This window comes from Streptomyces sp. NPDC021012 (assembly GCF_044333355.1).
GTDB lineage: Bacteria > Actinomycetota > Actinomycetes > Streptomycetales > Streptomycetaceae > Streptomyces.
Window position 1 is genome coordinate 485405 of the sequence record NZ_JBIRQU010000005.1, and the last position, 24569, is coordinate 509973.

26 protein-coding genes and 1 tRNA gene are annotated in these 24569 nt (G+C 72.2%); 12 read left to right on the forward strand and 15 right to left on the reverse strand.

Annotation, left to right across the window (positions count from 1 at the left end):
• The first annotated feature begins 6 nt into the window (after nt 1-6).
• From ACH4TP_RS19770 to ACH4TP_RS19795, 6 genes are all read left to right on the forward strand, one after another.
• Nucleotides 7-750 (forward strand): response regulator transcription factor, encoded by a 744-nt coding sequence (locus tag ACH4TP_RS19770; protein ID WP_388851484.1) that lies wholly within the window; start codon nt 7-9, stop codon nt 748-750.
• Nucleotides 751-755: 5 nt separating this feature from the next.
• Entirely contained in the window at nt 756-2276 is a 1521-nt protein-coding gene (locus ACH4TP_RS19775; protein WP_398438646.1) for an ATP-binding protein, read from the forward strand.
• Between the two features lie 26 nt (nt 2277-2302).
• Nucleotides 2303-3583 carry a glycosyltransferase gene (locus ACH4TP_RS19780; RefSeq protein ID WP_398438647.1) on the forward strand — a complete coding sequence of 427 codons (1281 nt, stop codon included), beginning with the start codon at nt 2303-2305 and terminating at the stop codon, nt 3581-3583.
• The gene (locus tag ACH4TP_RS19785) at nt 3580-5697 is read left to right on the forward strand and encodes an ArnT family glycosyltransferase (protein WP_398438648.1); all 2118 of its coding nucleotides are present in this window, start codon (nt 3580-3582) and stop codon (nt 5695-5697) included. Before ACH4TP_RS19780 ends, ACH4TP_RS19785 begins: the two co-directional genes overlap by 4 nt.
• Before the next feature lie 83 nt (nt 5698-5780).
• Nucleotides 5781-7280 carry an MFS transporter gene (locus tag ACH4TP_RS19790; protein WP_398438649.1) on the forward strand — a complete coding sequence of 500 codons (1500 nt, stop codon included), beginning with the start codon at nt 5781-5783 and terminating at the stop codon, nt 7278-7280.
• Nucleotides 7281-7315: 35 nt separating this feature from the next.
• Nucleotides 7316-8098, forward strand: coding sequence for a TetR/AcrR family transcriptional regulator (locus ACH4TP_RS19795; protein WP_389239002.1), 783 nt, complete (start codon nt 7316-7318; stop codon nt 8096-8098).
• A gap of 81 nt (nt 8099-8179) precedes the next feature.
• Here ACH4TP_RS19795 and ACH4TP_RS19800 read toward each other — a convergent pair whose 3' ends face one another.
• Complete coding sequence (locus tag ACH4TP_RS19800; protein WP_398438650.1) at nt 8180-9775, reverse strand: MDR family MFS transporter; 1596 nt, start codon at nt 9773-9775, stop codon at nt 8180-8182.
• A gap of 25 nt (nt 9776-9800) precedes the next feature.
• On the reverse strand, nt 9801-10250 hold the full coding sequence (locus ACH4TP_RS19805; RefSeq protein WP_389239006.1) for a MarR family winged helix-turn-helix transcriptional regulator: 450 nt from the start codon (nt 10248-10250) through the stop codon (nt 9801-9803).
• Between the two features lie 157 nt (nt 10251-10407).
• Here ACH4TP_RS19805 and ACH4TP_RS19810 point away from each other — a divergent pair, with 157 nt between their 5' ends.
• Nucleotides 10408-10641: a hypothetical protein gene (locus tag ACH4TP_RS19810; RefSeq protein ID WP_398191613.1), complete on the forward strand. Its 234-nt coding sequence runs from the start codon at nt 10408-10410 to the stop codon at nt 10639-10641.
• Nucleotides 10642-10700: 59 nt separating this feature from the next.
• Here ACH4TP_RS19810 and ACH4TP_RS19815 read toward each other — a convergent pair whose 3' ends face one another.
• Nucleotides 10701-11297, reverse strand: coding sequence for a TetR family transcriptional regulator (locus ACH4TP_RS19815; protein ID WP_389237996.1), 597 nt, complete (start codon nt 11295-11297; stop codon nt 10701-10703).
• A gap of 81 nt (nt 11298-11378) precedes the next feature.
• Here ACH4TP_RS19815 and ACH4TP_RS19820 point away from each other — a divergent pair, with 81 nt between their 5' ends.
• Genes ACH4TP_RS19820 through ACH4TP_RS19830 form a run of 3 tightly spaced genes read left to right on the forward strand, consistent with a single transcriptional unit; the run spans nt 11379 to nt 13761 of the window.
• A complete protein-coding gene (locus tag ACH4TP_RS19820; protein ID WP_389237994.1) occupies nt 11379-12302 on the forward strand; it encodes an oxidoreductase in 924 nt (307 codons plus the stop codon).
• Between the two features lie 56 nt (nt 12303-12358).
• Nucleotides 12359-12931 (forward strand): TetR/AcrR family transcriptional regulator, encoded by a 573-nt coding sequence (locus ACH4TP_RS19825; RefSeq protein WP_389238019.1) that lies wholly within the window; start codon nt 12359-12361, stop codon nt 12929-12931.
• The gene (locus tag ACH4TP_RS19830; protein ID WP_398438651.1) at nt 12928-13761 is read left to right on the forward strand and encodes an alpha/beta fold hydrolase; all 834 of its coding nucleotides are present in this window, start codon (nt 12928-12930) and stop codon (nt 13759-13761) included. The genes ACH4TP_RS19825 and ACH4TP_RS19830 overlap by 4 nt, the downstream gene beginning before the upstream one ends.
• Here ACH4TP_RS19830 and ACH4TP_RS19835 read toward each other — a convergent pair.
• The 9 genes from ACH4TP_RS19835 to ACH4TP_RS19875 form a co-directional block, all read right to left on the reverse strand.
• On the reverse strand, nt 13742-14041 hold the full coding sequence (locus ACH4TP_RS19835; RefSeq protein WP_398438652.1) for a hypothetical protein: 300 nt from the start codon (nt 14039-14041) through the stop codon (nt 13742-13744). The genes ACH4TP_RS19830 and ACH4TP_RS19835 overlap by 20 nt on opposite strands.
• A gap of 569 nt (nt 14042-14610) precedes the next feature.
• Nucleotides 14611-15543, reverse strand: a complete 933-nt coding sequence (locus tag ACH4TP_RS19840; protein ID WP_389237989.1) for an RNA polymerase sigma factor SigF — start codon at nt 15541-15543, stop codon at nt 14611-14613.
• Nucleotides 15544-15777: 234 nt separating this feature from the next.
• Nucleotides 15778-16626, reverse strand: a complete 849-nt coding sequence (locus tag ACH4TP_RS19845) for an RNA polymerase sigma factor SigF (protein ID WP_389237987.1) — start codon at nt 16624-16626, stop codon at nt 15778-15780.
• A 221-nt stretch (nt 16627-16847) separates the two neighbouring features.
• Nucleotides 16848-17141 (reverse strand): Dabb family protein, encoded by a 294-nt coding sequence (locus ACH4TP_RS19850; protein WP_398438653.1) that lies wholly within the window; start codon nt 17139-17141, stop codon nt 16848-16850.
• Nucleotides 17142-17150: 9 nt separating this feature from the next.
• On the reverse strand, nt 17151-17315 hold the full coding sequence (locus ACH4TP_RS19855; RefSeq protein WP_389237985.1) for a hypothetical protein: 165 nt from the start codon (nt 17313-17315) through the stop codon (nt 17151-17153).
• A gap of 411 nt (nt 17316-17726) precedes the next feature.
• Nucleotides 17727-17811 (reverse strand) — tRNA-Ser (locus tag ACH4TP_RS19860).
• Between the two features lie 67 nt (nt 17812-17878).
• A complete protein-coding gene (gene tadA, locus ACH4TP_RS19865) occupies nt 17879-18307 on the reverse strand; it encodes a tRNA adenosine(34) deaminase TadA (RefSeq protein WP_388851795.1) in 429 nt (142 codons plus the stop codon).
• 227 nt (nt 18308-18534) lie between these two features.
• Nucleotides 18535-19071, reverse strand: a complete 537-nt coding sequence (locus ACH4TP_RS19870; RefSeq protein ID WP_389237983.1) for a hypothetical protein — start codon at nt 19069-19071, stop codon at nt 18535-18537.
• Nucleotides 19072-19275: 204 nt separating this feature from the next.
• Complete coding sequence (locus ACH4TP_RS19875) at nt 19276-19485, reverse strand: hypothetical protein (RefSeq protein ID WP_398438654.1); 210 nt, start codon at nt 19483-19485, stop codon at nt 19276-19278.
• A gap of 91 nt (nt 19486-19576) precedes the next feature.
• Here ACH4TP_RS19875 and upp point away from each other — a divergent pair, with 91 nt between their 5' ends.
• Entirely contained in the window at nt 19577-20212 is a 636-nt protein-coding gene (upp, locus tag ACH4TP_RS19880; protein WP_017240523.1) for a uracil phosphoribosyltransferase, read from the forward strand.
• 3 nt (nt 20213-20215) lie between these two features.
• Here upp and ACH4TP_RS19885 read toward each other — a convergent pair whose 3' ends face one another.
• Together ACH4TP_RS19885 and ACH4TP_RS19890 are read right to left on the reverse strand one after the other, a co-directional pair.
• On the reverse strand, nt 20216-20845 hold the full coding sequence (locus ACH4TP_RS19885) for a LytR C-terminal domain-containing protein (protein ID WP_398191593.1): 630 nt from the start codon (nt 20843-20845) through the stop codon (nt 20216-20218).
• Between the two features lie 113 nt (nt 20846-20958).
• A complete protein-coding gene (locus ACH4TP_RS19890; RefSeq protein ID WP_030209440.1) occupies nt 20959-21255 on the reverse strand; it encodes a type II toxin-antitoxin system VapB family antitoxin in 297 nt (98 codons plus the stop codon).
• A 97-nt stretch (nt 21256-21352) separates the two neighbouring features.
• Between ACH4TP_RS19890 and ACH4TP_RS19895 the strand changes: the two genes are divergently transcribed.
• Nucleotides 21353-22948, forward strand: coding sequence for a helicase HerA-like domain-containing protein (locus ACH4TP_RS19895; protein WP_398438655.1), 1596 nt, complete (start codon nt 21353-21355; stop codon nt 22946-22948).
• On the opposite strand, the gene ACH4TP_RS19900 is transcribed toward ACH4TP_RS19895, so the two are convergent.
• Complete coding sequence (locus tag ACH4TP_RS19900) at nt 22949-24502, reverse strand: M28 family metallopeptidase (RefSeq protein WP_398191587.1); 1554 nt, start codon at nt 24500-24502, stop codon at nt 22949-22951.
• Nucleotides 24503-24569 lie beyond the last annotated feature (67 nt).

Below are 24569 nucleotides of genomic sequence, written 5' to 3' on the forward strand. Positions count from 1 at the left end.
GGCGCCATGACCGTCACCACACGCCGCACCGGCACCCGCGCCGACATGCTCCGCGCCGACGGAACCGCCGTCCGGGTCCTCGTCGTCGACGACGAGGCCTCGCTCGCCGAGTTGCTCTCCATGGCCCTGCGCTACGAGGGCTGGCAGGTCCGCAGCGCAGGGGACGGGGCCGCCGCGCTCCGCTCCGCGCGCGAGTTCCGGCCCGACGCCGTCATCCTCGACGTGATGCTGCCGGACGCCGACGGACTGAGCCTGCTCGGCTCGATCCGCCGCGAACTGCCCGACGTGCCCGTGCTGTTCCTGACCGCGAAGGACGCCGTCGAGGACCGCATCGCCGGGCTCACCGCCGGTGGTGACGACTACGTCACCAAGCCCTTCAGCCTGGAGGAGGTCGTCGCCCGGCTGCGCGGCCTCATCCGCAGGTCCGGGGCCGCGCAGACGCGCAGCGAGTCCCTGCTCGCCGTGGGGGACCTGACCCTCGACGAGGACAGTCACGAGGTCACCCGGGGCGGTGACTCCATCCACCTCACCGCGACCGAGTTCGAGCTGCTGCGCTACCTCATGCGCAACCCGCGCCGGGTGCTCAGCAAGGCGCAGATCCTCGACCGGGTCTGGTCGTACGACTTCGGCGGCCAGGCCAACGTCGTCGAGCTCTACATCTCCTACCTGCGCCGGAAGATCGACGCCGGCCGCTCGCCGATGATCCACACCCGGCGCGGGGCGGGCTACCTGATCAAGCCGGGGGAGTAGTCCCCGTGCGCGGACGACGCGGGCGGCCGTGGTCGCTGCGGACACGGCTCGTCGTCTCGGCGGTCGCGCTGATCGCGGTCGTCGCGACCGTGATCGGCACGGTGACGACGATCGCGTTCCGCTCGTACCTGTACGAGCAGGCCGACGAGCAGGTGCGGGCCGTCGCGCACCGGGCCGCCGGGCCGCCGGTCGTCCTGTCCCTGCCCGATCCGGTGCGGGGCCGGGACCCGCTCGGCTTCGTCATCGGGCCGGGGACGCCGAACGGCACGCTCGGGGCCGTCCTCACGGACGACGGCGTCTCCTCCGCCGGATACCAGGCGGAGTCCGAGGACACCGGCGCGTACGGCACGAAGTTCCGGGTCAAGGGGCTCGACGCGGCCCAGCTGGCCGCGCTCGCCGCCGTCCCCCGCGACGACCGGCCGCACACCGTCGACCTGCCCGGCGGGCTCGGCTCGTACCGGGTCGCGTACGCCACCGGGGCCAACGGCGAGTTCCTCATCGGCCTGCCCCTCACCGAGGTCGAGGACGCCCTCTCCACCCTCGTCCTCGTCGAGCTGAGCGTCACCGCCGCCGGGCTCGTCGCGGCCTCGCTCGCCGGAACCGTGCTCGTCCGGATCGCCCTCCGCCCGCTGCGCCGCGTCGCCATCACCGCCCGCCAGGTCGCCCGTCTCCCGCTGCACAGCGGGGAGGTGGCGCTCCATCAGCGCGTCCCGGAGGCCGAGGCCGACCCGCGCACCGAGGTCGGCCAGGTCGGCGCCGCCCTCAACCGGATGCTCGACCACGTCCACTCGGCCCTCGACGCCCGCCAGCAGAGCGAGACCCGGGTACGGCAGTTCGTCGCCGACGCCAGCCACGAACTGCGCACCCCGCTCGCCTCGATCCGGGGGTACGCCGAACTCACCCGGCGCGGCCACGAGGAGTGCGGCCCCGACACCCGGCACGCCCTCGGCCGGATCGAGTCCGAGGCGACCCGGATGACGGGCCTGGTCGAGGACCTCCTGCTGCTCGCCCGGCTCGACGCCGGCCGGCCCCTCGCGTACGGGACGACCGACCTCGTCCCGCTCGTCGTGGACGCCGTCAGCGACGCCCGCGCCGCCGGGCCCGAGCACCACTGGCGCCTCGAACTGCCCATGGGCACCGCGCTCGTCCGGGCCGACGGCGCCCGGCTCCAGCAGGTCCTGGTCAACCTCCTCGCCAACGCCCGCACCCACACCCCGCCCGGCACCAAGGTCACCGCCCGCGTCCGCACGGAGTCCGCGTCGGTGCTCGTCGACATCGAGGACGACGGACCCGGCATCCCGCCCGAGCTGCTCCCCGCCGTCTTCGAACGCTTCGCGCGCGGCGACGCCTCCCGCTCCCGGCATGCCGGATCCACCGGCCTCGGCCTCGCCATCGTGCGTGCGGTCGTCCTCGCCCACGGGGGAGAGGTCGGGGTCGAGAGCGCCCCCGGGCGGACCGTCTTCACCGTCCGACTCCCTGCTGCACGGGACTCACAGGCAGGCCACAGGCTCATCACACAGCCGTGACAGCGGGCCCCGGGAGGGTCCCTGTCATGCGAACCCACACCATCGGGGAACACACCATCGGGGAAGCCCTCCCCGCCCGGGAGCACCTGCCGGTGAGCGCCACCGGGCGGCCCGTCCTGGACGTGGTCATCCCCGTCTACAACGAGGAGAAGGACCTGGAGCCGTGCGTCCGCCGGCTCCAGGAGCACCTCCTCCGGACCTTCCCGTACGGCTTCCGGATCACCGTCGCCGACAACGCCTCCACCGACACGACCCCCGAGGTCGCCGCCGCCCTCGCCGCCGAGATGCCCGAGGTGCGCTCCGTACGGCTCGAACAGAAGGGCCGGGGCCGGGCGCTGCGGACCGTGTGGTCGGCCTCGGACGCGCCCGTCCTCGCCTATATGGACGTGGACCTGTCCACCGACCTCAACGCGCTGCTGCCGCTGGTCGCGCCGCTCATCTCCGGCCACTCGGACCTCGCGATCGGCTCCCGGCTCGCCCGCTCCTCGCGGGTCGTGCGGGGCCCGAAGCGGGAGTTCGTCTCGCGCGCCTACAACCTGATCCTGCGCTCCTCGCTGGCCGCCCGGTTCTCCGACGCGCAGTGCGGCTTCAAGGCCATACGGCGGGAGGTCGCCGAGCGGCTCCTGCCGATGGTGGAGGACACCGGCTGGTTCTTCGACACCGAGATGCTGGTCCTCGCCGAGCGCGCCGGGCTGCGCATCCACGAGGTGCCGGTCGACTGGGTCGACGACCCCGACTCGACCGTCCACATCGTGCGGACCGCCACCGACGACCTGAAGGGCGTGTGGCGGGTGGGGCGGGCCCTCGCGACCGGTTCGCTGCCCCTGGACCGGCTCGCCCGGCCCTTCGGCGACGACCCCCGGGACCGCGAGCTGAACGGCGTGCCCGGCGGGCTCGCCCGCCAGCTGGTCGGCTTCTGCGTGGTCGGGGTCCTGTCCACGCTCTTCTACCTGGCGCTGTACTCGGCCTTCCGCCTCGGCGCCGGCCCGCAGCTCGCCAACGCCGCCGCCCTCCTCGTCTCCGCCGTCGCGAACACGGCGGCCAACCGGCGCCTCACCTTCGGCGTCCGGGGCCGGGACCGGGCCGTCCGCCACCAGGCGCAGGGGCTCGTGGTCTTCGCCATCGGCCTCGCCCTGACCAGCGGTTCGCTCGCCGCCCTCGGCGCGGCGACCGGCGACCCGGCGCACTCCACCGAGCTCGCCGTCCTGATCGTCGCCAACCTCGCCGCGACCGTCCTGCGCTTCCTCCTCTTCCGCCTCTGGGTCTTCCCGGAGCGCGCCACCCGTACAAGGACCTCCACGCGATGAACCCGCTCATTCGACGTCTCCGGCGCGGGCGCGCCGAGGACGCGCCCTGGGTGCGGCCCGTCTTCCTCGGCCTGCTCCTCGGCACCGCCGCCCTCTACCTCTGGAACCTGAGCGCCAGCGGCTACGCCAACTCCTTCTACTCCGCCGCCGTGCAGGCGGGCAGCCAGAGCTGGAAGGCGTTCTTCTTCGGCTCGCTCGACGCCGCCAACGCCATCACCGTCGACAAGCCCCCGGCCGCCCTCTGGCCCATGGCCCTGTCCGTCCGTCTCTTCGGACTCGGCTCCTGGCAGATCCTGCTGCCCGAGGTGCTGATGGGCGTCGCCACGGTCGCCGTCCTGTACGCGGCGGTCCGGCGGCGGTTCGGCGCGGGCGCCGGACTGATCGCGGGCACGGTGCTCGCGCTCACCCCGGTCGCCGCGCTGATGTTCCGCTTCAACAACCCGGACGCGCTGCTCGCGCTGCTCATGACGGTCGCCGTCTACTGCGTCCTGCGCGCCCTGGAGCTGGACGAGGGCGCGGCGCGGTGGCTGGTGTGGGCCGGGGTGGCGCTCGGGTTCGCGTTCCTGGCCAAGACCCTGCAGGCCTTCCTGATCCTGCCGGTGCTCGCCCTGGTGTACGTGGTGTGCGCGCCGGGCGGCCTGGCGCGGCGGTTCGGTCGGCTCGGCCTGGGCGGGCTCGCGCTCCTCGTGTCGGCGGGCTGGTGGGTGGCCCTGGTCGAACTGTGGCCGGCGTCCTCCCGTCCGTACATCGGGGGCTCGCAGAAGAACAGCTTCCTGGAGCTGACCTTCGGCTACAACGGCCTCGGGCGGCTGAACGGCGACGAGGTCGGCAGCGTGGGCGGCCGGGGCCGGGGCGGCCCCGGCGGGATGGCGGTGGACCTGCCGGCCGGCATGGAACTCCCGACCCGGGCCGGCGGCGGCCCCGGAGGCGGTGGCGGCGGCTGGGGCGAGACCGGCCTCGGGCGGATGCTCAACGAGCAGGTCGGCGGCCAGATCTCCTGGCTGCTCCCGGCCGCGCTGATCCTCCTCGTCGCCGGGCTCGTGGTGACCTGGCGGGCGGCGCGCACGGACACGGCCCGCTCGGCGTTCCTGGTGTGGGGCGGCTCGCTGCTGCTCACGACGGGCGTGTTCAGCTTCATGGCCGGCATCTTCCACGAGTACTACACGGTGGCCATGGCCCCGTACCTCGCCGCCCTCATCGGCATGGGCGTGGCGGTGCTGTGGGAGGAGCGGTCGCGGTTCCCCGCCTCCGCCGCCCTGGCGGCGGCGGTCGCGGTGACCTCGGTGTGGGCCTGGGTACTGCTCGGCCGTACGCCCGACTGGCAGCCGTGGCTGCGCCGGGCGGTGCTCGTCGGCGGCTGCGCGGCCGCTCTCGGGCTGCTGTTCGCGGGCCGCGTCGACCGGCGGCTGGGCCTCGCGGCGGCGGGACTCGGCCTCGCGGCCGGGCTCGCGGGCCCCTTCGCGTACACCCTCAGCACGCTCGCCGAGGGCCACCAGGGCTCGATCGTGACGGCGGGCCCGGGCGGCCTGCGCGGGCCGGGCGGACGCGGTATGCCGGGCAACGGGCGGATGTTCGTCCTGTACGGCCCGGGACAGGGCCAACTCCCCGGCGGCCCCGGCGGCCAACTCCCGGGCGGCCTGGCCCCCGGAGGCCAGGCCCCAGGCGGCCAGGTCCCCGGCGGCCAGGGCACGGGCCGGCCCCCGGGCGGTCCCGGCGGCCAGGCCCCCACCGGTGAAGGCGGCCCCGGTGGCACGGGTGGCATGGGCGGCCTCCTCAACGGCGCCACTGTCAGCGCGAAGGCGAAGGCCGCCCTCCTCGCCGACGCCGACTCGTACACCTGGGTCGCCGCCGCCATCGGTTCTCAGAACGCCGCCAGCTACCAACTCGCCACCGAGAAGCCGGTGATGGCGATCGGCGGCTTCAACGGCAGCGATCCGTCGCCGACGCTCGCGCAGTTCGAGCAGTACGTGGCGGAGGGGAGGATCCACTACTTCATCGCGTCCGGCGGCGGCTTCGGCGGCGGCAACTCCGCGATCTCCACCTGGGTCGAGCAGACCTTCGAGAAGGCCGCGGTCGACGGCGCCACCCTCTACGACCTGACCGCGAGGAAGTAAGAGGAAGTAAATCGCTATACAGCGTACGAGAGTCCCTATACGGTGTACGAGCCCTGGCCTCGTACACCGTATAGGAGCGTTCCATGACGGCCTCCGCCCGCCATCCACAGCGCTGGCTGATCCTCGGCGTCATCTGTCTCGCCCAGCTCACCGTGCTGCTCGACAACACCGTCCTCAGCGTCGCGATCCCCTCGCTGACCTCCGAGCTCCACGCCTCCACCACCGACATCCAGTGGATGATCAACGCGTACTCGCTCGTCCAGTCCGGCCTGCTGCTCACCGCCGGAAACGCCGCCGACCGCTACGGCCGCAAGAAGCTCCTCGCCGTCGGCCTCGCCCTCTTCGGCCTCGGCTCGCTCGCCGCCGGCCTCGCGGGCTCCACCGCGCAGCTGATCGCCGCCCGCGCGGGCATGGGCGTCGGCGGCGCCCTCCTGATGACGACCACCCTCGCCGTCGTGATGCAGATCTTCGACGACGCGGAGCGGGTCAAGGCCATCGCGCTCTGGTCCACGGTCGCCTCGCTCGGCTTCGCCGGCGGCCCGCTGATCGGCGGAGTGATCCTGAACCACTTCTGGTGGGGAATGATCTTCCTGATCAACCTCCCGGTCGCGGCCCTCGCCCTCGTCGCCGTCCTCAAGCTCGTCCCGGAGTCGAAGAACCCCCAGGGCGAGCGCCCCGACCTGCTCGGCGCCCTGCTCTCCACCATCGGCATGACCGCCGTCGTGTACGCGATCATCAGCGGCCCCGCGCACGGTTGGCTCTCCGCGCAGGTCCTGGTCCCGGCCGCGGTCGGTGCCGCCGCCCTCGGCGCCTTCGCGCGGTGGGAGCTGCACACCCCGTACCCGATGCTCGACATGCACTTCTTCCGGAACCAGAAGTTCATCGGCGCCATCGGCGGCTCGATCCTGGTCGTCTTCGGCATGGGCGGTTCGCTCTTCCTGCTCACCCAGCACCTGCAGTTCGTCCTCGGCTACCAGCCGCTCGAAGCCGGTCTGCGGATGGCGCCGCTCGCGCTGACGATCGTCGGCCTCAACCTGACCGGCGTCGGCCCGCGGATCGTCGTGAAGCTCGGCACCCCGCCCACCGTCGTCCTCGGCATGACGCTGGTCGCCGCCGGCCTCGGCTCGATCGCGCTGCTCGGCGGCGGCACGGACGGAAGCTACTGGGGGATGCTGCTCGGCCTGGTCCTGATGGGCGTCGGCATCGCCGTCTCCTCCCCGGCCATGGCCAACGCGGTGATGAGCGCGATCCCGCCGGAGAAGGCGGGCGTGGGCGCCGGGATCAACGGCACCCTGGCCGAGTTCGGCAACGGCCTGGGCGTCGCCGTCCTCGGAGCCGTGCTCAACGCCCGCTTCGCCGCCCTCGTCGCCGTCACCGCGGCCTCGCTGCCCGCCGCCCTCGCGGCGGCCGGGAACGACACCGAGCGGGCGCAGATCGCGGACGCCTTCGCCTCCGGCCTCCAGACCAGCCAGCTGGTCGGCGCCGTCGCCGTCCTCGCCGGCGGTCTCCTCGCGGCGGCCCTGCTCAAGCGGGCCGAGCGGGCGGAGCGGGCCACGACCCCCGAGCAGCCGGTCGCTGCCTAGCATGGTGACGAACCGCTGACAGACGGAGGAACGCGATGGTCAAGGCAGCCGATCGGGCCAAGGACCCGGCGCGTTCCAGCGTCTGGCTGGAGCAGAAGGCCGCCCGCAGCGGGGGCGGCCCGGCCGGGCTCGACCGGGACCGGATCGTCGCCGCCGCGGTCCGGATGCTCGACGAGGAGGGCCTCGCCAAGCTGTCGATGCGCAAGCTGGCGACGGAGCTGGGCGTCACCGCCATGTCCCTCTACTGGTACGTGGACACCAAGGACGACATCCTCGAGTACGCGATGGACAGCGTCTACGGCGAGATCGACCTCGCGGCGGTCGACGCGGCCGAGGACTGGAAGGGCCGGATCCGGCTGCTCGCCCTGGACTACCGGCGGATGCTGGTCCGCCACGCGTGGATGTCGCCGAGCTCCGGCCAGTACCTCAACATCGGCCCGAACGCGATCGCCGTCGGCCAGAAGATCCACGCGACGGTCGCGGAGACCGGCCTCTCGCTCGACCGCCGCCCGAGCGCGATGTCGGCGGTCTTCCAGTTCGTGTACGGCTACGGGACGGTCGAGTCCCAGTTCGGCCGGCGCGCGGCGGAGGCCGGCAAGTCGCAGGACGAGTTCTACGTGGACGCGGTGAAGAGCTTCCGGGACAACCCGGAGTTCATGGAACAGGTCGAGGGGCTGCGGGAGATCCTCGACGAGCGGACCTCGCACGACGACCTCAGCGTCATCTGGGACCGCGACTTCGACTACGCCCTGGACGTCCTGATCGCCGGCATCGAGGTCATGGTCGCGCGCGAGGCATCGCGGGAAACGGAGAAATGACGGAGCGGCGGGCCGTCCCCTGCCCGCCGCTCCGTACCGGACCCGGCCGCGCCTCCGCTCGAAGCGCGCCCGGGAGCTTTCCTACTCGGCGTCCGCCTTCACCGCGTTGCTCTTCAGCGCGACCTCCTTGATGAACAGCGTCACCAGGAAGGCGAGCAGCGCGAACGGCGCCGCGTAGAGGAAGACGTCGCCGACACCGTGGCCGTACGCGCTCTCCATGACCGTGCGGATCGGGGCGGGGAGCTTGTCCATGTCGGGGATGCCGCCGCCCGAGCCGCCCTGGCCCATCGCGGCCGCGGCCTTCGGGCCGAGCTCGGTCAGGCCGTCCTTGACGTAGTCCGTGACCCGGTGGGCCATGACCGCGCCGAGCGCCGAGACACCGATCGCACCGCCCAGGGAGCGGAAGAAGGTGACGACGGAGGAGGCGGCGCCGAGGTCGGCGGGGGCGACCTGGTTCTGGGTGCAGAGGACCAGGTTCTGCATCATCATGCCGAGGCCGAGGCCGAGGACCGCCATGAAGATCGCGATGTGCCAGTACTGCGTGTCGTAGCGGATCGTGCCGAGCAGGCCGAGGCCGCCGGCGGCGAGGGCGCCACCGCTGACCAGCCACGCCTTCCAGCGGCCGGTCTTGGTGATGATCAGACCGGAGACGGTGGAGGAGACAAACAGGCCGCCGATCATCGGGATGGTGAGGACGCCGGACATCGTCGGCGACTCGTTCCGCGCCAGCTGGAAGTACTGGCTGAAGAAGACCGTGCCGGCGAACATCGCGACGCCCACGAAGAGCGAGGCGACCGAGGCGAGGGTGATCGTCCGGTTGCGGAACAGGCGGAGCGGGATGATCGGCTCGCTCGCCTTGGACTCGACGAACACGAAGACCGCGCCGAGGAGGACCGAGCCGCCGACCATGGCGGCCGTCTGCCAGGACATCCAGTCGTACTTGTCGCCCGCGAAGGTGACCCAGATGAGGAGCAGGGAGACGGCGGCGCTGATGAAGAAGGCACCGGCCCAGTCGACCTTGACCTGGCGCTTCACGACGGGGAGCTTCAGGGTCTTCTGCAGGACGATCAGGGCGATGATCGCGAAGGGCACGCCGACGTAGAAGCACCAGCGCCAGCCGAGCCAGTCGGTGTCGGTGATGACGCCGCCGAGCAGCGGGCCGCCGACGGTGGCGACGGCGAAGGTCGCGCCGAGGTAGCCGCTGTACCGGCCGCGCTCACGCGGGGCGATCATGGCGGCCAGGATGATCTGGGAGAGGGCGGTCAGACCGCCGACGCCGATGCCCTGGACGACACGGCAGGCGATGAGCATCCCGGTGCTCTGCGAGAGACCGGCGACGATCGAGCCCGTGACGTAGACGACCAGGGCTATCTGGACGAGCAGCTTCTTGGAGAAGAGGTCGGCGAGCTTGCCCCAGAGCGGGGTGGTCGCGGTCATCGACAGGAGGGCGGCGGTGACCACCCAGGTGTAGGCGGACTGGCCGCCGCCGAGGTCGGTGATGATCTGGGGGAGGGCGTTGGAGACGATCGTCGAGGACAGGATGGCGACGAACATGCCGAGCAGCAGCCCGGACAGCGCCTCCATGATCTGCCGGTGCGTCATCGGGGCGGAGTCGCCGCCACCGCCGGTACCGGTGACGCCGTCCCGCGCACCGGTGTCGGGCGTGGTCGTAGCCATGAACTTCCTTTTTCTCAGGCGTTTCTCAAGCGTGGTGGGCCTGGGCCCGGCAGTCCCCGAAGGAGTCGCGGAGGCGGGTCAGCAGGTGGGTGAGGAGTTCGACGTCGTCGTCGGACCACTCCGAGAGGTGGCGGGAGAAGGCCTCGGTCACCCGGCGGTCGAGCTCGCCGAGCATCGCGTGGCCCGGTTCCGTGAGGTGCAGGATGCGGGAGCGCTTGTCGTCCGGGTCGGGCAGGCGCTCGATCCAGCCGTGGTCCACGGTGTGCGCCACATGGCGGCTGCACACGGACATGTCGACGGCCATGAGTTCGGCGAGCCGGCTCATCCGCATCTCGCCGTGGTGCTTGACCAGGGTGAGCACGGCCGCCGGGCCGCCCTGGCACTCGACGGGCAGGACGCGCGCGAGACCGCGCTTCACGGCGCCGAACGCACTCACCGAGCGGGCGAGCTCCTCGTACATGCTCGGTGTCGACATCGGCCCTCCGCCCATCTTGTTGCTTAGGGCAACCATAGAGATTGATGGTTGCTTCAGGCAAACTAAATCGGTCAAACAGCGCTAAAGAATCGGTAAAGGGGGAGGGGTGGTGCCGGGGCTTGGGCCCCTCACCCCGACTTCGCTAGGGTCCTGGCCCATGGCACACAACCCGCAAGCACCGTACGGCCAGGGACAGCCCCCGCAGGGCCCCGAGGGTTACGACCCCGCCGGCAGCACCCAGATGTTCCGCGCCTTCGTCGACGAGGGCACCCCGCAGCAGCGACAGCCGCAGGCCGCGACCCGGTCCGGCGGCCCGAAGGTCGGCCTGATCGTCGGCGTCGTCGCGGTGATCGTCGTCCTGGCGGCCGTCGCCTGGCTGGCGCTGGGCTGAACCCCTCCCTCCGTGAAGGTGGGCCGGGTCCGCAGTACATGCGGACCCGGCCCACTTCTTTATGCGGCCACGGAATCCAGGGCCGGCGCCAGCACCGTGAACGCCTCCCCGATCAGCGCGCCCGGGTCCTCGGCACCCTCGCCCCCGCTCCACCGGTGCAGTACGGCGTCGAAGGCGGCGAGCGCCATGCCCGCCGCGAGCCGGGGGTAGAGGTCGGTGGCGGGATCGCGCCCGAGCCGGACCGCCAGCTCCTCCGTCAGCTCCTCCCGCCACCGGGCCTGGTGCTCCAGGAAGCGGGCCAGCAGCGCGGGGGTCCGCAGGATCAGCCGGACCACCGGCAGTGCCCGCTCGGCGTGGTCGCCGCAGGTGGTCAGCGGTACGGAGACGGTGTGCAGCAGCGCCTCGGACGGGCGCTCCCCGGCGGGCCGGGCCGCGAGCCCCGCGCGCATGTCGGCGCCCATGTCGGCCAGGAACTGGACGACCACGTCCTCCTTGGACGCGAAGTACCGGAAGAAGGTCCGCTTCGAGACCCCGGCGGCGGTCGCGATCTCGTCGACGGTCACCGCGTCGAAGCCCTGGAGGGCGAGCAGCTGGAGCGCCGCCTCGGTGAGCTCGGTCGCGACGAGCTGGCGTTTGCGCTGGGCGAGGGTGGTCACGGACCCGATGGTACGCGGTGACTTCCGTGACATCCAGAGTCGTACTTGACACTCGGTGACACGAGCGGCAACGTGTGCCGCATGACTGACAAGCAGCGCTGGACCGCCGACCGGATCCCGGACCAGACCGGACGGGTCGCCGTCGTCACCGGGGCCAACAGCGGTCTCGGCCTCGCCACCACCCGTGAGCTCGCCCGCCGGGGCGGGCGCGTGATCCTCGCCGTGCGGGACGAGGAGAAGGGCCGCCGCGCGGTCCGGGAGCTCGGCGTGGACGCCCGGCTCCTCGACGTCCGCCCGCTCGACCTCGCCGACCTCGACTCGGTGCGCGCCTTCGCCGAGCGGATGCGCGCGGAGCACCCGCACCTCGACGTGCTCGTCAACAACGCGGGCGTGATGGCACCGCCCCGCACGCTCAGCCCCCAGGGCCACGAGCTCCAGTTCGCCACCAACCACCTCGGGCACTTCGCGCTCACCGGGCTGCTGCTCGACCTGCTCGCGGCCGGGACCGACCCCCGGGTGGTCACCGTCAGCTCGATCAACCACCGGCAGGGCAGCCTCCGCTTCGACGACCTGAACGGCGAGCGCGGCTACGCGCCGATGGCCTTCTACAACCAGTCCAAGTTCGCCAACGCCGTCTTCGGCAAGGAACTGCACCGCCGCCTGACCGCGACCGCGAGCCCGGTCCGCAGCGTGCTCGCCCACCCCGGCTACACGGCGACGAGCCTCCAGATGAAGGACACCTCCGGCCTGGCGAAGCTGTTCTTCGGGCGCGTCGGCAATCCGCTGCTCGCCCAGCGGCCGGAGCGGGGCGCGCTGCCCCAGCTGTACGCGGCGACCGACCCGTCCGTCGCGGGCGGCGAGTTCATCGGCCCGGACGGCATGGGCGAACTGCGGGGCACCCCGACCCGGGTGCGCCTCTCCGACGCGGCGGGGGACCCGGGGACGGGCCGCCGGCTGTGGGAGGAGTCGGAGCGTCTGACCGGGGTGAGTTTTCTCGGTTCCTGAATCTTCCTAGGGGTGCTAGCTTCCTTCCTAGAGCCTCTAGGAAGGAAGGGCCCGTGGTGCGACGCGCGGGAATCACCGTCGACGGCCTCGTCCGGGCCGCCGCCGAGATGGCCGACGAGAGCGGCCTCGACCAGGTCACCGTCTCGGCCCTGGCACGCCGCTTCGGCGTCAAGGACGCGAGCCTCTACTCGCACGTCAGGAACCTGCGGGACCTGCGCGTGCGGCTCGCGCTCCTCGCCTCGGGCGAGATGAACGACGCCATCGGCGCCGCCGTCGCCGGCCGCTCCGGCAGGGAGGCGCTCACCGCCTTCGCCGACGCCTACCGCGACTACGCCCTCGCCCACCCCGGGCGGTACGCGGCCACCCAGCAGCGGATCGACCCGGCGGAGGTCGCCGACACCGCCGTCTTCCTGCGCGCCGTCGAGCTGACGCAGGGCATGCTGCGCGGCTACGGCCTGCGGGAACCCGACCTCACCGACGCCGGACGCCTGCTCCGCAGCACCTTCCACGGCTACATCCACATCGAGCTCAGCGGCGGCTTCGCGCACTCCCGCCCCGTCGCCGAGTCCTGGGCGCGCTCGCTCGACGCGCTCCACCACCTGCTGGAGAACTGGGGGAACAGCTCATGAACGTCGTCGACGTCGGCACGGTGAAGGTCCCGGGGGCCACCCTCCGCCACGAGAAGCGCGGCAGCGGCCCCGTCCTCCTCCTCGTCCCCGGCGGCGCGGGGGACGCCGGGCTCTTCGAAGGGATGGCGGACCTGCTCGCGGACGCCGGGCACACGGTGGTCTCCTACGACCAGCGCGGCCTGTCGCGCAGCCCGCTCGACGGGCCCCTCGGCGACCAGCGGGTGGCCGAGTGGCGCGACGACGCCCTCGCCGTCCTGGACGCGGTCTCGCCGGACGAGCCCGCGTACGTCTTCGGCAGCAGCTCCGGCGCCATCGTCGCCCTCGCCCTGCTCGCCGCCCACCCGGACCGGGTCCGCCGGCTCGTCGCCCACGAGCCGCCCCTGGTGGAGCTGCTCGCCGACCCCGCCCCGTACCGCGAGCACTTCGCCGAGGTGCGCGAGCTGTACCGCACGCGGGGGCTCGGACCGGCGATGGCCCGGTTCTCCGAGACGCCGGACGGCCGGAAGCCGGAGCGGCAGCACGGCGAACTCCCCGCCTCCATCCGGCCGATGGCCTCCCGCATGGCCGCCAACATGCCGGTCTTCCTGGAGCACGTCCTGTGCCCCTTCTCCTCCTCCGCCCCGGACCTGGAGGGGCTGCGCGCCGCCGCCGGGAAGCTGGTCCTCGGCGTCGGGCGGGAGTCGGCGGATCAGGAGGCGCTCGCCGGTCCTTCCCGGCGGATCGCGGAGCTGACCGGGGCGGAGACCGTCGCGTTCCCCGGCGGGCACGTGGGCTGCGTGGAGCACCCGGCGGAGTTCGCGGAGGCGCTGGTCAGCGCCATGTCGCGGTGACCTCGCGGGTGTCGACCCGCATGCCGAGCGGCACCCGCCAGGAGTCCACGCACACCGTGTACGTCTGCGTCCGCGCCGTCCCGGCGGCGATCGGCGCGGGCAGCGGCTGACTGGACGAGACCGTCCCCCAGTCGGTGCCGAGCAGCCCGATGATGTGCGTCCCGAAGCCGACCGTGCCCGAAGTCGCCGCGGAGCCACCGGTGTTGCGGAAGGTCACGGTGACCCGCTGGCACCAGCGCTGATCGCCGGCCGCGAGCCCGGGCGCGGAGACGGCGAGCACGGCGGGCCCGGGCGCGGTGGTCGGCGCGGGCGAGGACGGGGGCGTACCGGTGCCGGGCGTGGCGGAGGGGGTACGGGGCGGGGTGCCGCCGGTGCCGGTGCCGGTGCCGGTGCCGGTGCTCGCGTGACCGGGCGCGGCCGTCGGAGCCGTACCCGAACCCGAGCCCGTGGGGGAACCCGTACTGGATCCCGTAGTCGATCCCGTACGAGAAGGCCCGGAGGCCCCAGCGGCCCCCGGCGTCCCGGAAGGGCCCGGAGAGGGGGCGCCGGCGCCTTCGGGGGATGCCCCAGGGCTTCCCGGGGCCTCGGGTGACGGGGACGACGTGCTGGACGTCGTCCCGCTCGCGGAGGGCTCCAGGGGGACCAGGCGGACCACGCCCGAAGGGCCGGCCGCACCCTTCGGAGGGGGGACGGCGCCTACCGCCGCGTACCCCTCGCCGTCTCCTCCGCCGCCGCACGCGGTCAGCGCCCCGCCGAGGCAGAGCGCCACCGCCACAAGTACCGGCTTCCTGCGCCTCATGTGTCCCAGTCTGGCTGACGAACCGTCAATAGGCCGGGGTTTCGCGGAAGTCAGTCGGAGATGAGGCCCTCGCGCAGCTGGGCGAGGGTGCGGGTGAGGAGCCGTGAGACGTGCATCTGGGAGATGCCGACCTCCTCGCCGATCTGCGACTGCGTCATGTTGGCGAAGAAGCGGAGCATGATGATCTGCCGCTCGCGGGGCGGGAGTTTGGCGAGCAGCGGCTTGAGCGACTCGCGGTACTCGACGCCTTCGAGGGCGGTGTCCTCGTAGCCGAGGCGGTCGGCGAGCGAACCCTCGCCGCCGTCGTCCTCGGGCGAGGGGGAGTCGAGCGAGGAGGCGGTGTACGCGTTGCCCACGGCGAGGCCGTCGACGACGTCCTCCTCCGACACCCCCAGAACGGCGGCGAGTTCGGGGACGGTGGGGGAGCGGTCGAGCTTCTGCGCGAGCTCGTCGCTGGCCTTGGTGAGGGCGAGGCGCAGCTCCTGGAGGCGGCGCGGGACGCGGACCGACCAGGAGGTGTCGCGGAAGAAGCGCTTGATCTCACCGACGACGGTCGGCATCGCGAACGTCGGGAACTCCACGCCCCGCTCGCAGTCGAAGCGGTCGATCGCCTTGATCAGGCCGATGGTGCCGACCTGGACGATGTCCTCCATCGGCTCGTTGCGGGAGCGGAAGCGGGCCGCCGCGTACCGCACGAGGGGGAGGTTGAGCTCGATGAGGGTGTCGCGGACGTAGGTCCGCTCCGGGCTGTCCGCCGCGGCTCCCTCGGCGTCGAGGGCACGCAGCCGCAGGAAGAGGGAGCGCGAGAGGGTGCGGGTGTCGAGGGCGCCGGAGGTGACGACCATCGGCGGGGGCGCGGTCTCGTCGGCCACCGCGGTCGCCGCGGTCTCCGTGCCGTCGGCCGCGGTCGGCGCCGTCGTCTGCGTGGGCACGGGAACGGGCGTGAGCGTGAGCACCTTCGAGCTGCCCAGTTCTGTGGACATGCCACCCCCTTGAGGTCGCGGACGGTCGCGGTGGCCGCGACCATCTAGGAACGCAGCCACCACCTGAATACCGGCGGCGGGGCTGCGGCAAACTCGGTTCCAGCAGAATGTCACATGTCGGCAACACGCTGTAGTGACTTGTCGACACGGTGAGGTGACATATCCGCAGGAAACAAGGGGTGTACGGCATTTGATGCGCCGTCGGACTGCTCCGAACCGGTCTACCCGTTCCGGTTACGCCTCGATCCTGTTTGCGGATCTCAAGCGGGCGAAGCTCCGGGCGAGGAGCCTTGACACGTGCATCTGGGAGACGCCGAGCTCCTGGCTGATCTGAGACTGGGTCAAGTTGCTGTAGTAGCGCAGCATCAGGATCCGCTGCTCCCGCTCGGGCAGCTGGACGAGCAGGTGGCGGACCAGGTCGCGGTGCTCGACGCCGGCCAGGGCGGGGTCCTCGTAGCCGAGCCGGTCGAGCAGCCCGGGCAGCCCGTCGCCCTCCTGGGCGGCCTCCAGGGAGGTGGCGTGGTACGAGCGGCCGGCCTCGATGCAGGCGAGCACCTCGTCCTCGCCGATCCGCAGCCGCTCGGCGATCTCCGCGGTCGTGGGGGAGCGGCCGTGCGCGGTCGTCAGGTCCTCGGTGGCGCCGTTCACCTGGACCCAGAGCTCGTGCAGCCGGCGCGGTACGTGCACGGTCCGGACGTTGTCGCGGAAGTACCGCTTGATCTCGCCGACGACGGTCGGCATCGCGAAGGTGGGGAACTGCACGCCCCGGTCCGGGTCGAAGCGGTCGATGGCGTTGATCAGCCCGATGGTGCCGACCTGGACGACGTCCTCCATCGGCTCGTTGCGCGAGCGGAACCGGGCCGCCGCGTACCGCACGAGCGGCAGATTGGCCTCGATGAGGGCCCCCCGCACCCGGTGGTGCTCCGCGCTCCCGGGCTCCAGGTCCTTGAGCTGCCCGAAGAGCACCTGCGTCAGTGCCCGGGTGTCGGCGCCACGACTGCTCTGCGGCCGGTGCCGCGGGGCGTCCGGGGTTCCCCCCGCCTCGTGCTGGGGCGGGACCTGAGGTGCTGTACTGGCCGGCACGTTCACGCCACCCCTCTGGCTGGTCTTGCTGGTCGACTGGGTAACTGGGTCAACTACGGTCAACTCATCCGTCAAAAGCGGTCATAGCATCACAAGACATGTCCACTGTGTGCAAGCACCGCATACTCACGTGTTGAGGGCATGTTGGCGGAAAAAGGGGAGGTCACGCACGGAAAAGGCCCCCCGCCGCGACGGCAGGGGGCCTGGGGGTGACGCGAGGTCTAGAAGGCGTAGTCCGCGATCACCCAGGTCGCGAACTCGCGCCACTGCGCGACGCCCGCCTGGTGCGCCGGGTGGTCCAGGTAGCGCTGGAGCGCGTCCGTGTCCTCGACGGCCGAGTTGATGGCGAAGTCGTACGCGATCGGCCGGTCGGTGATGTTCCAGTCGCACTCCCAGAACCTCAGCTCCGGGATCTGCCCGCCGAGCGCGCGGAACGCCTCGACACCGGCGAGGACCCGCGGCTCGTCGCGCTTGACGCCGTCGTTGAGCTTGAAGAGGACCAGATGGCGGATCACGGAGAGCTCCTAGTTGATGAGTTCGGTCATGAACTGGCCGACTCCCTGGGCGGCGCTGGAAATGCCCTCGAACCCTACCTGCACCAGGTCGGCCGCCCGGGCCGGGGAGGTGACGATCGTGTACACGATGAAGACCATGACCGCATACAGCGCGATCTTCTTCGCCTGCGCCATCTGCCCCACCCTCCCCTGTTCCCCCGTCGAACGACCGCGCCACTCTAACCGAGGGCTTATGGACCAAGGGCCCGGAGATCCGGGCCTTTCGCCGCCCCCTGGAAGGGTGACGGGCGAGCAGTATGGATGTCGAGCCCGGCGGATCTGGCAGGAATCGGCGGGGCTCGAAGGAACCGGCCCGCACTGCGGGGTCCGCGCCACGAGCTTCCCCCCTGACCGTGGCGCAGGACTTGCCGGACCGGTTCTCGTCGGGGGGAGCGGCTTGTCCCCCCGATGCCGTTCCCCCCGTCCCACGTCGGAAGGCCCCGGCCGCGCCACGCGCGGACCGGGGCCTTTCCCGTACGGGCCCCCGCCGGCACCGGAGATACGCCGAAGGGCCCGGTGCTGATGCACCGGGCCCTTCGATCGAAGCGGTAGCGGAGGGATTTGAACCCTCGGTGAGTTTCCCCACACTCGCTTTCGAGGCGAGCTCCTTCGGCCGCTCGGACACGCTACCGAGAGAGAGCTTAGCCCAAAGTCCCGCTGCGATGAAATCCGTATCCCGTCGCAGGTCAGAAGGAGGGTCAGCGGGTGCGGAAGAAGGCCGTCAACTGCTCGGCGCACTCCTCGCCGAGGACGCCCTGGATCACCTCGGGACGGTGGTTCAGCCGCCGGTCCCGCACGAGGTCCCAGAGCGAACCCGTCGCGCCCGCCTTCTCGTCCAGCGCCCCGAACACCACCCGCTCGACGCGCGACTGGACGAGCGCGCCCGCGCACATCACGCACGGCTCCAGGGTCACGACCAGCGTGCAGCCCGTCAGCCGCCACTCTCCGGTCACCGCCGCCGCCCGGCGCAGGGCGAGCACCTCGGCGTGCGCGGTGGGGTCACCGGTGGCCTCCCGCTCGTTGTGCGCACGGGAGATCACCGCCCCGTCCGGACCGAGCACCACCGCGCCGACCGGCACGTCACCGGCGGGCGCGGCCGCGTCGGCCTCGGCCATGGCGAGCCGCATGACCTCCCGCCAGGGGTCCCGTACGGGATCGGCCGGGGCTCCGGCCGCGGAGTCCCGCACGGGGTCGGTCAGGGCTCCCGTCTCCGAGTCCCGTACAGGGTCGGCCAGGGGGCCCGCCTCGGGGTCCCGTACGGGGTGGTCGGTCGAGGCTCCCGTCTCCGGGTCCCGTACGGGATCGCCGGCGGCGCGGGCCGTCGGTTCGGGGGTTGCAGGTACCGCGGGTGCCACTAGCGGACGGCCTCCAGGACGTCGGCGGCGCCCAGGGCGTCCGCGATCTCCGCGAGCGCGTCGGTGTCGAGGGCCAGGAGGTCCTCCGGGGACATGCCGAGGTCCGCGAGGATCAGGCGGTCGCCCACCGGGGCGGCCGGGACGGCCTCGGCGGCGACGGAGCCCGCCTCGTCGTCCTCGTCCGCGTCGGCGTCGAGCGGCTCCCCGTCCTCGGTGCCGTCCAGGTCCAGCGTCTCCAGGTCGTCGACCAGGTCGTCCAGGTCGTCCCCGAGGAGCTCCCGGGTGAGCATCTCCCCGTACGAGGAACGGGCGGCGGCGGCTCCGTCCGAGACGTAGATCCGAGGGTCTTCCTCACCCTCGATCCGGACGATCCCGAACCACGCGTCCTCCTGCTCGATGAAGACGATCACCGTGTCGTCGTCCGAGGCCTCACGTGCCAGCTCGGCCAGATCCGACAGGGTCTCCACGTCGTCGAGCTCCGTGTCGCTCGCTTCCCACCCGTCTTCGGTGCGCGCGAGCAGTGCGGCGAAGTACACCTGACTCTCTCCCACTGATCAGAGGTGTGACGTTCCGGCGGCGCGAGCCTGATGCCCCGCCCAATCGGCATCGTGACAGAAACGGCGCCGTCAGGAGAGGTCTTCGGCTCTTGCGTCGCGCATCAGTCTGAACGGCCCCGCGATCGGGTGGGCGTGCGACCCCGGCGCACGGAGGGGGCGCACGGGGGACGTCCCGGCCGGGACCTACCAGCGGAAGGTCCGCATGCGCATCGCCTGGCGCATCCGGGCGGCCCGGGCGCGCCGAGGCTGCACGCGCTCGCGCAGCGCCTTGGCCTCGCCCAGCTCGCGGAGGAACTGGGCGCGGCGCCTGCGGCGCTCCGCGTCGGTCTCCGACGCCGGCTCCCGGGCCGCCCCCTCGGCGGCGTCCTCGGCCGGTTCTTCCAGGTCGGGCATGGCCACACCACCCCATCGCTGGGTCCCTGTGCCCCCACTTTCCCCCAGCGCGGTGGGTCGACGCCAGTGCGCGGCGGGCTACTGTTGAGTCATGCGTCTCCACGTCGTCGACCACCCCCTGGTCGCCCACAAGCTCACCACCCTGCGCGACAAGCGCACGGACTCCGCGACCTTCCGCCGTCTCGCCGACGAGCTGGTCACCCTGCTCGCCTACGAGGCCACCAGGGACGTCCGGACCGAGCAGGTCGACATCGAGACCCCCGTCACGCCCACGACCGGCGTGAAGCTGTCGCACCCGCGTCCGCTGGTGGTGCCGATCCTGCGCGCCGGGCTCGGCATGCTCGACGGCATGGTCCGGCTGCTCCCGACGGCCGAGGTCGGCTTCCTCGGCATGATCCGAAACGAGGAGACGCTGGAGGCGTCGACCTACGCGACGCGGATGCCGGAGGACCTCTCGGGCCGCCAGGTGTACGTCCTCGACCCGATGCTGGCGACCGGCGGCACGCTGGTCGCGGCGATCCAGGAGCTCATCAAGCGCGGCGCCGACGACGTGACCGCGGTCGTGCTCCTCGCCGCCCCGGAGGGCGTCGAGGTCATGGAGCGCGAGCTCGCGGGCACGCCGGTGACCGTCGTGACGGCCTCGGTCGACGAGCGGCTCAACGAGAACGGCTACATCGTCCCGGGCCTGGGCGACGCGGGCGACCGCATGTACGGGTCTGCCGAGTAGGGCCTAACGGCAGGGCTTCACCGCGGGCGCGGGCTTGGTCAGGGCGACCAGGGCCGCGTCCGCCGTCGCCTTCGGGGACAGCGTCTTGAACGCGGTCCCGATGATCAGGTCCACGTCCGGCGTGGCCCGCGTGTCGGCCTTGCTCGTGGTGCCCGCGAGCTGGGTGCCGAGGACCGGCAGGGCGCCCTTGACGGCCGTGGTCGCGCCGAGCAGCAGGCCGGTGCCCGGGACCTTCTTGTCGTAGGCGACGGGCGCGTTCCCCACCTTGCCGATCTTGAAGCCGCGCTTCTTGAGCTCGTCCGCGGTCGTCTTGGCGAGCCCGCTGCGCGGGGTCGCGTTGTAGACGTTGACCGTGATCTGGGCGGGCTTGGGGAAGGCGGCGGCGGGCGCGGTGGTCGCCTTGGGGGCGGGCTTGCAGTCGGCCTGCTTCCCGGCCGTCGTCTTGGTGCCCTCGTCGCCGGAGAAGACGTCGACGAGCTGGAGCGTCCCCCAGCCGGCCGCGCCGAGCACGACCACGGCGGCGGCGGACGCGAGGACGATCCTGCGCCGGCGGTGGGGGCGGCGCATGCGGGGGTAGACATCCCCCGTGATGCGGTACTTTCCGCCCATGCCGGGGGGAGTGAGCATGCTCATGAACGCAGCGTAATGCCGCCCGTCGGCGATGCCTACTTGATGATCATGTGATCGCGTCCGGATGGGGGCGAACTGACCCCGAAAGGGTCAGCCCGGCAGGAGGCCGAGCGGCCTCAGTCGAGTTCCAGGACGCGGGCGTGCAGCACCTGGCGCTGCTGGAGCGCCGCGCGGACGGCGCGGTGCAGTCCGTCCTCGAGGTAGAGGTCGCCCTGCCACTTCACGACGTGCGCGAAGAGGTCGCCGTAGAAGGTGGAGTCCTCGGCGAGCAGGGTCTCCAGGTCCAGCTGGCCCTTGGTGGTCACCAGCTGGTCGAGGCGGACCGGGCGCGGGGCGACGTCCGCCCACTGCCGGGTGCTTTCCCGGCCGTGGTCGGGATACGGCTTTCCGTTTCCGATGCGCTTGAAGATCACACGGAAAGCCTACCGGGCGAGCGGCTCCCGGCGCAGCCACGCGAAGGCGGTGGGATGCTGGTGCGAACCGTGACAAAAGCGAAATCGGGGTCCTGTCATGAGCGTGAGCGAGCAGCCGCCGGCCGCCGGAGCGACCGGCCCCGCCGCCGAGATCGCCGCCGGGTACGCCTTCGACGGCCCCGCACTCGAATTGGGGGCGCTGCTCTGGGACGGCGTCTGTCACCCGGACGCGCGCATCCGCATCCCGCTGCCCGTCCTCAACCGCCACGGTCTGGTCGCCGGGGCCACCGGCACCGGCAAGACGAAGACGCTCCAGCTGATCGCCGAGCAGCTCTCGGCGAACGGCGTGCCGGTCTTCCTCGCCGACGTCAAGGGCGACGTCTCCGGGGTCTCGGCCCCGGGCACGGACGGCGAGAAGGTCAGGCAGCGGGCCGCCGAGGTCGGCCAGGAGTGGCGGGCGCGCGGCTTCCCCTGCGAGTTCTACGGGCTCGGCGGCACCGGCCCCGGCATCCCGGTCCGCGCGACGGTCACCAGCTTCGGTCCGGTGCTGCTCTCCAAGGTGCTCCAGCTCAACCAGACGCAGGAGCAGTCGCTCGGCCTGATCTTCCACTACGCCGACTCCAAGGGTCTGGAGCTGATCGACCTGAAGGACCTGCGGGCGGTGGTGGCCTTCCTGGTCTCGGACACGGGGAAGGCCGAGCTCAAGGGCATCGGCGGCCTCTCCACCGCCACGGCGGGGGTGATCCTGCGCTCCCTCACGGCCTTCGAGCAGCAGGGCGCGGGGGACTTCTTCGGGGAGCCGGAGTTCGACACGGCCGAGCTGCTGCGGACGGCGCCGGACGGGCGCGGGATCGTCTCGGTCCTGGAGCTGCCGGCCGTGCAGGACAAGCCGCAGCTGTTCTCGACCTTCCTGATGTGGATGCTGGCGGACCTCTTCGGGGACCTGCCCGAGGTCGGCGACCTGGACAAGCCGAAGCTGGTCTTCTTCTTCGACGAGGCGCACCTGCTGTTCAGCGGGGCCTCGAAGGCGTTCCTGGAGTCGATCACGCAGACGGTGCGGCTGATCCGCTCGAAGGGCGTCGGGGTCTTCTTCGTGACGCAGACCCCGAAGGACGTGCCCTCGGACGTGCTCGGGCAGCTCGGCAACCGGGTGCAGCACGCGCTGCGCGCCTTCACCCCGGAGGACGCGAAGGCCCTGAAGGCGACGGTGCGGACCTTCCCGAACTCGCCGTACGACCTGGAGGAGGTGCTGACCGGGCTCGGCACGGGCGAGGCGGTGGTCACCGTACTGAGCGAGAAGGGCGCGCCGACGCCGGTGGCGGCGACCCGGCTGCGGGCCCCCGAGTCGCTGATGGGGCCGGTGGACGCGGCGGCCCTGGACGCGGCGGTGAAGGCCTCGCCGCTGTACGGGCGGTACGCGGAGGCGGTGGACCGGGAGTCGGCGTACGAGAAGCTGACCGCCGAGCAGCGGGCGGCGGAGGCGGCGGCGCTGGAGGCCGCCCGGGACGAGGAGGCGGCGAGGGCCCCTCGTGAGAAAGAGGCGGCGAGGGCCCCTCGTGGGAAGGAGGAGCCCTCGCTCGCCGAACAGGTGGTGGGCAGCGGGATCTTCACGTCCCTGGCCCGGTCGATCGGCACCCAGCTGGGCCGGGAGATCAGCCGCTCGCTCTTCGGGACGGCCCGCCGCAGGCGCTAGCTACTGCGTCACCTCGTCGTGGTCGCCGTGCAGGCCGCCGCCGCTGCCCGCGTCGCCGGTGGTGGGGGTGGAGACGACCGGCTTGCGCAGGGAGGAGATGTCGTGGGCGTAGGTGCCCACGGCGTTGGCGATGACGTCGATGTTGGCGTCGAAGGCCGTCATGTCGATGTTGCTGATGTCGTCGCCCTTGGCGTGGTAGTTCACGTCGTACGCCACGCCCGCCTGGCCGCCGAACTTGGCCGCCTGGGCAGGGGTCTTGATGCCCTCGGCGCCGGTGAAGGTGCCGCCGGAGGGGATGCCGACCCCGATGAACGGGCCGTAGTCGGAGCGGCCGGTGAAGTCGGTGCCCTCGTGCGGGAGCCCGCGTCCGTCCATGAAGTCGGTGATGTCGCGCTCCAGTTGGGCGGAGCCCTCGGGGCCCGCGCCGGCGCCGACGCCGTCCGAGTTGTCGCCGTCGTACACGAACAGGCCGTAGTTCGGCGAGGCGATCATGTCGAAGTTGAGGTAGAGCTTGATCTCCTTCCTGCCGAGGTCCGTCAGGCTGTCGACGTAGTGCTCGGAGCCGAGGAGGCCGAGCTCCTCCGCCGACCACCAGGCGAAGCGGACCTTGTTGCGGACCTTGTCCTTCGACTTGGCGAGCTCCAGGGCGGTCTGCAGGAGGCCGGCGGAGCCGGAGCCGTTGTCGTTGATGCCGGGGCCCGCGGTGACGGAGTCCAGGTGGGAGCCGAGCATGACGGTGTTGGCGGCGTTGCCGCCCCGGGTCTCCGCGATGACGTTGTTGGTGACGCGGTTCTCCAGGAGCTGGCGGACCTCGAAGGAGAGCGAGACCGGGCCCTTGGCGAGGTCGGCGGCGAGCTGCGTGCCCTCGGCCAGGCTGATCCCGCCGGTGGGGACCTTTCCGGCGGCCGGGTCGCCGAGGGTGCCGGAGAGGGCGCCGTCGACGTTGTTGTAGATCACCGCGCCGGCGGCACCGGCCGCGGCGGCGTTCTGCTGCTTGACCGCGAAGGTGCAGCCGCCGCGCTTGATCAGCGCGATCTTCCCGGTGAAGGTGCCGGAGGCGAAGTCGCCCGGCTCGCAGCCGGTGGTCCCGTCGGCGTCGACGGGCACGGCCGCGAGCTCGGCGGTGATGCCGCCGACCGGGGTGGACTTCGTGTACGTCATCGCCTTGATGTCGAGGGTCCGGGGCGCGGGCGCGACGACGGAGGCCTTCTCGGCGAGCGTCTGGGTGAAGACGAAGTCGAACTGCTGGTACCGGACGTCGTATCCGGCCTTCTTGAGCTGCGTGTACACGTACGCGGCGGAGGCGTCGTGGCCGAGCGTGCCGGCCGCCCGGTTCCCGCCGGCCGAGTCGGCTATCGCCTGGAACTTCTGCAGGTGCTTGTAGGCGTCCTGGGCGGTCGTCTCGCGGACCAGCTTCTTCGCCAGCCTGGCGGCGTCGCGGGCGGGCGCTGCCGCCGGGTCCTGTCCCGCGGTGGCGGGGGAGGCGAGGACCAGCGGGGTGGCGAGGGCGGCGGCGGCGAGGATGGCCGCGGCTCGGCGCTGGGATGCGTTCACAGAAGTCCCTTCCCGGTACGGACGAGGTTGAGGGGAAGCTAGCGAGCCTGAGGGCATTCTGTGAACA

Excerpts from the sequence above, each read along its gene's own strand:
- ACH4TP_RS19885 (WP_398191593.1), bottom strand. The coding sequence starts at position 20,845 with ATGAGCATGCTCACTCCCCCCGGCATGGGCGGAAAGTACCGCATCACG.
- tadA (WP_388851795.1), bottom strand. The coding sequence starts at position 18,307 with ATGCGGCTCGCCATGGCCGAGGCCGACGCGGCCGCGCCCGCCGGTGAC.
- ACH4TP_RS19820 (WP_389237994.1), top strand. The coding sequence starts at position 11,379 with ATGACTGACAAGCAGCGCTGGACCGCCGACCGGATCCCGGACCAGACC.
- ACH4TP_RS19780 (WP_398438647.1), top strand. The coding sequence starts at position 2,303 with ATGCGAACCCACACCATCGGGGAACACACCATCGGGGAAGCCCTCCCC.
- upp (WP_017240523.1), top strand. The coding sequence starts at position 19,577 with ATGCGTCTCCACGTCGTCGACCACCCCCTGGTCGCCCACAAGCTCACC.
- ACH4TP_RS19895 (WP_398438655.1), top strand. The coding sequence starts at position 21,353 with ATGAGCGTGAGCGAGCAGCCGCCGGCCGCCGGAGCGACCGGCCCCGCC.
- ACH4TP_RS19790 (WP_398438649.1), top strand. The coding sequence starts at position 5,781 with ATGACGGCCTCCGCCCGCCATCCACAGCGCTGGCTGATCCTCGGCGTC.
- ACH4TP_RS19875 (WP_398438654.1), bottom strand. The coding sequence starts at position 19,485 with ATGCCCGACCTGGAAGAACCGGCCGAGGACGCCGCCGAGGGGGCGGCC.
- ACH4TP_RS19840 (WP_389237989.1), bottom strand. The coding sequence starts at position 15,543 with ATGTCCACAGAACTGGGCAGCTCGAAGGTGCTCACGCTCACGCCCGTT.
- ACH4TP_RS19830 (WP_398438651.1), top strand. The coding sequence starts at position 12,928 with ATGAACGTCGTCGACGTCGGCACGGTGAAGGTCCCGGGGGCCACCCTC.
- ACH4TP_RS19770 (WP_388851484.1), top strand. The coding sequence starts at position 7 with ATGACCGTCACCACACGCCGCACCGGCACCCGCGCCGACATGCTCCGC.
- ACH4TP_RS19810 (WP_398191613.1), top strand. The coding sequence starts at position 10,408 with ATGGCACACAACCCGCAAGCACCGTACGGCCAGGGACAGCCCCCGCAG.
- ACH4TP_RS19855 (WP_389237985.1), bottom strand. The coding sequence starts at position 17,315 with ATGGCGCAGGCGAAGAAGATCGCGCTGTATGCGGTCATGGTCTTCATC.
- ACH4TP_RS19800 (WP_398438650.1), bottom strand. The coding sequence starts at position 9,775 with ATGGCTACGACCACGCCCGACACCGGTGCGCGGGACGGCGTCACCGGT.
- ACH4TP_RS19785 (WP_398438648.1), top strand. The coding sequence starts at position 3,580 with ATGAACCCGCTCATTCGACGTCTCCGGCGCGGGCGCGCCGAGGACGCG.
- ACH4TP_RS19805 (WP_389239006.1), bottom strand. The coding sequence starts at position 10,250 with ATGTCGACACCGAGCATGTACGAGGAGCTCGCCCGCTCGGTGAGTGCG.
- ACH4TP_RS19795 (WP_389239002.1), top strand. The coding sequence starts at position 7,316 with ATGGTCAAGGCAGCCGATCGGGCCAAGGACCCGGCGCGTTCCAGCGTC.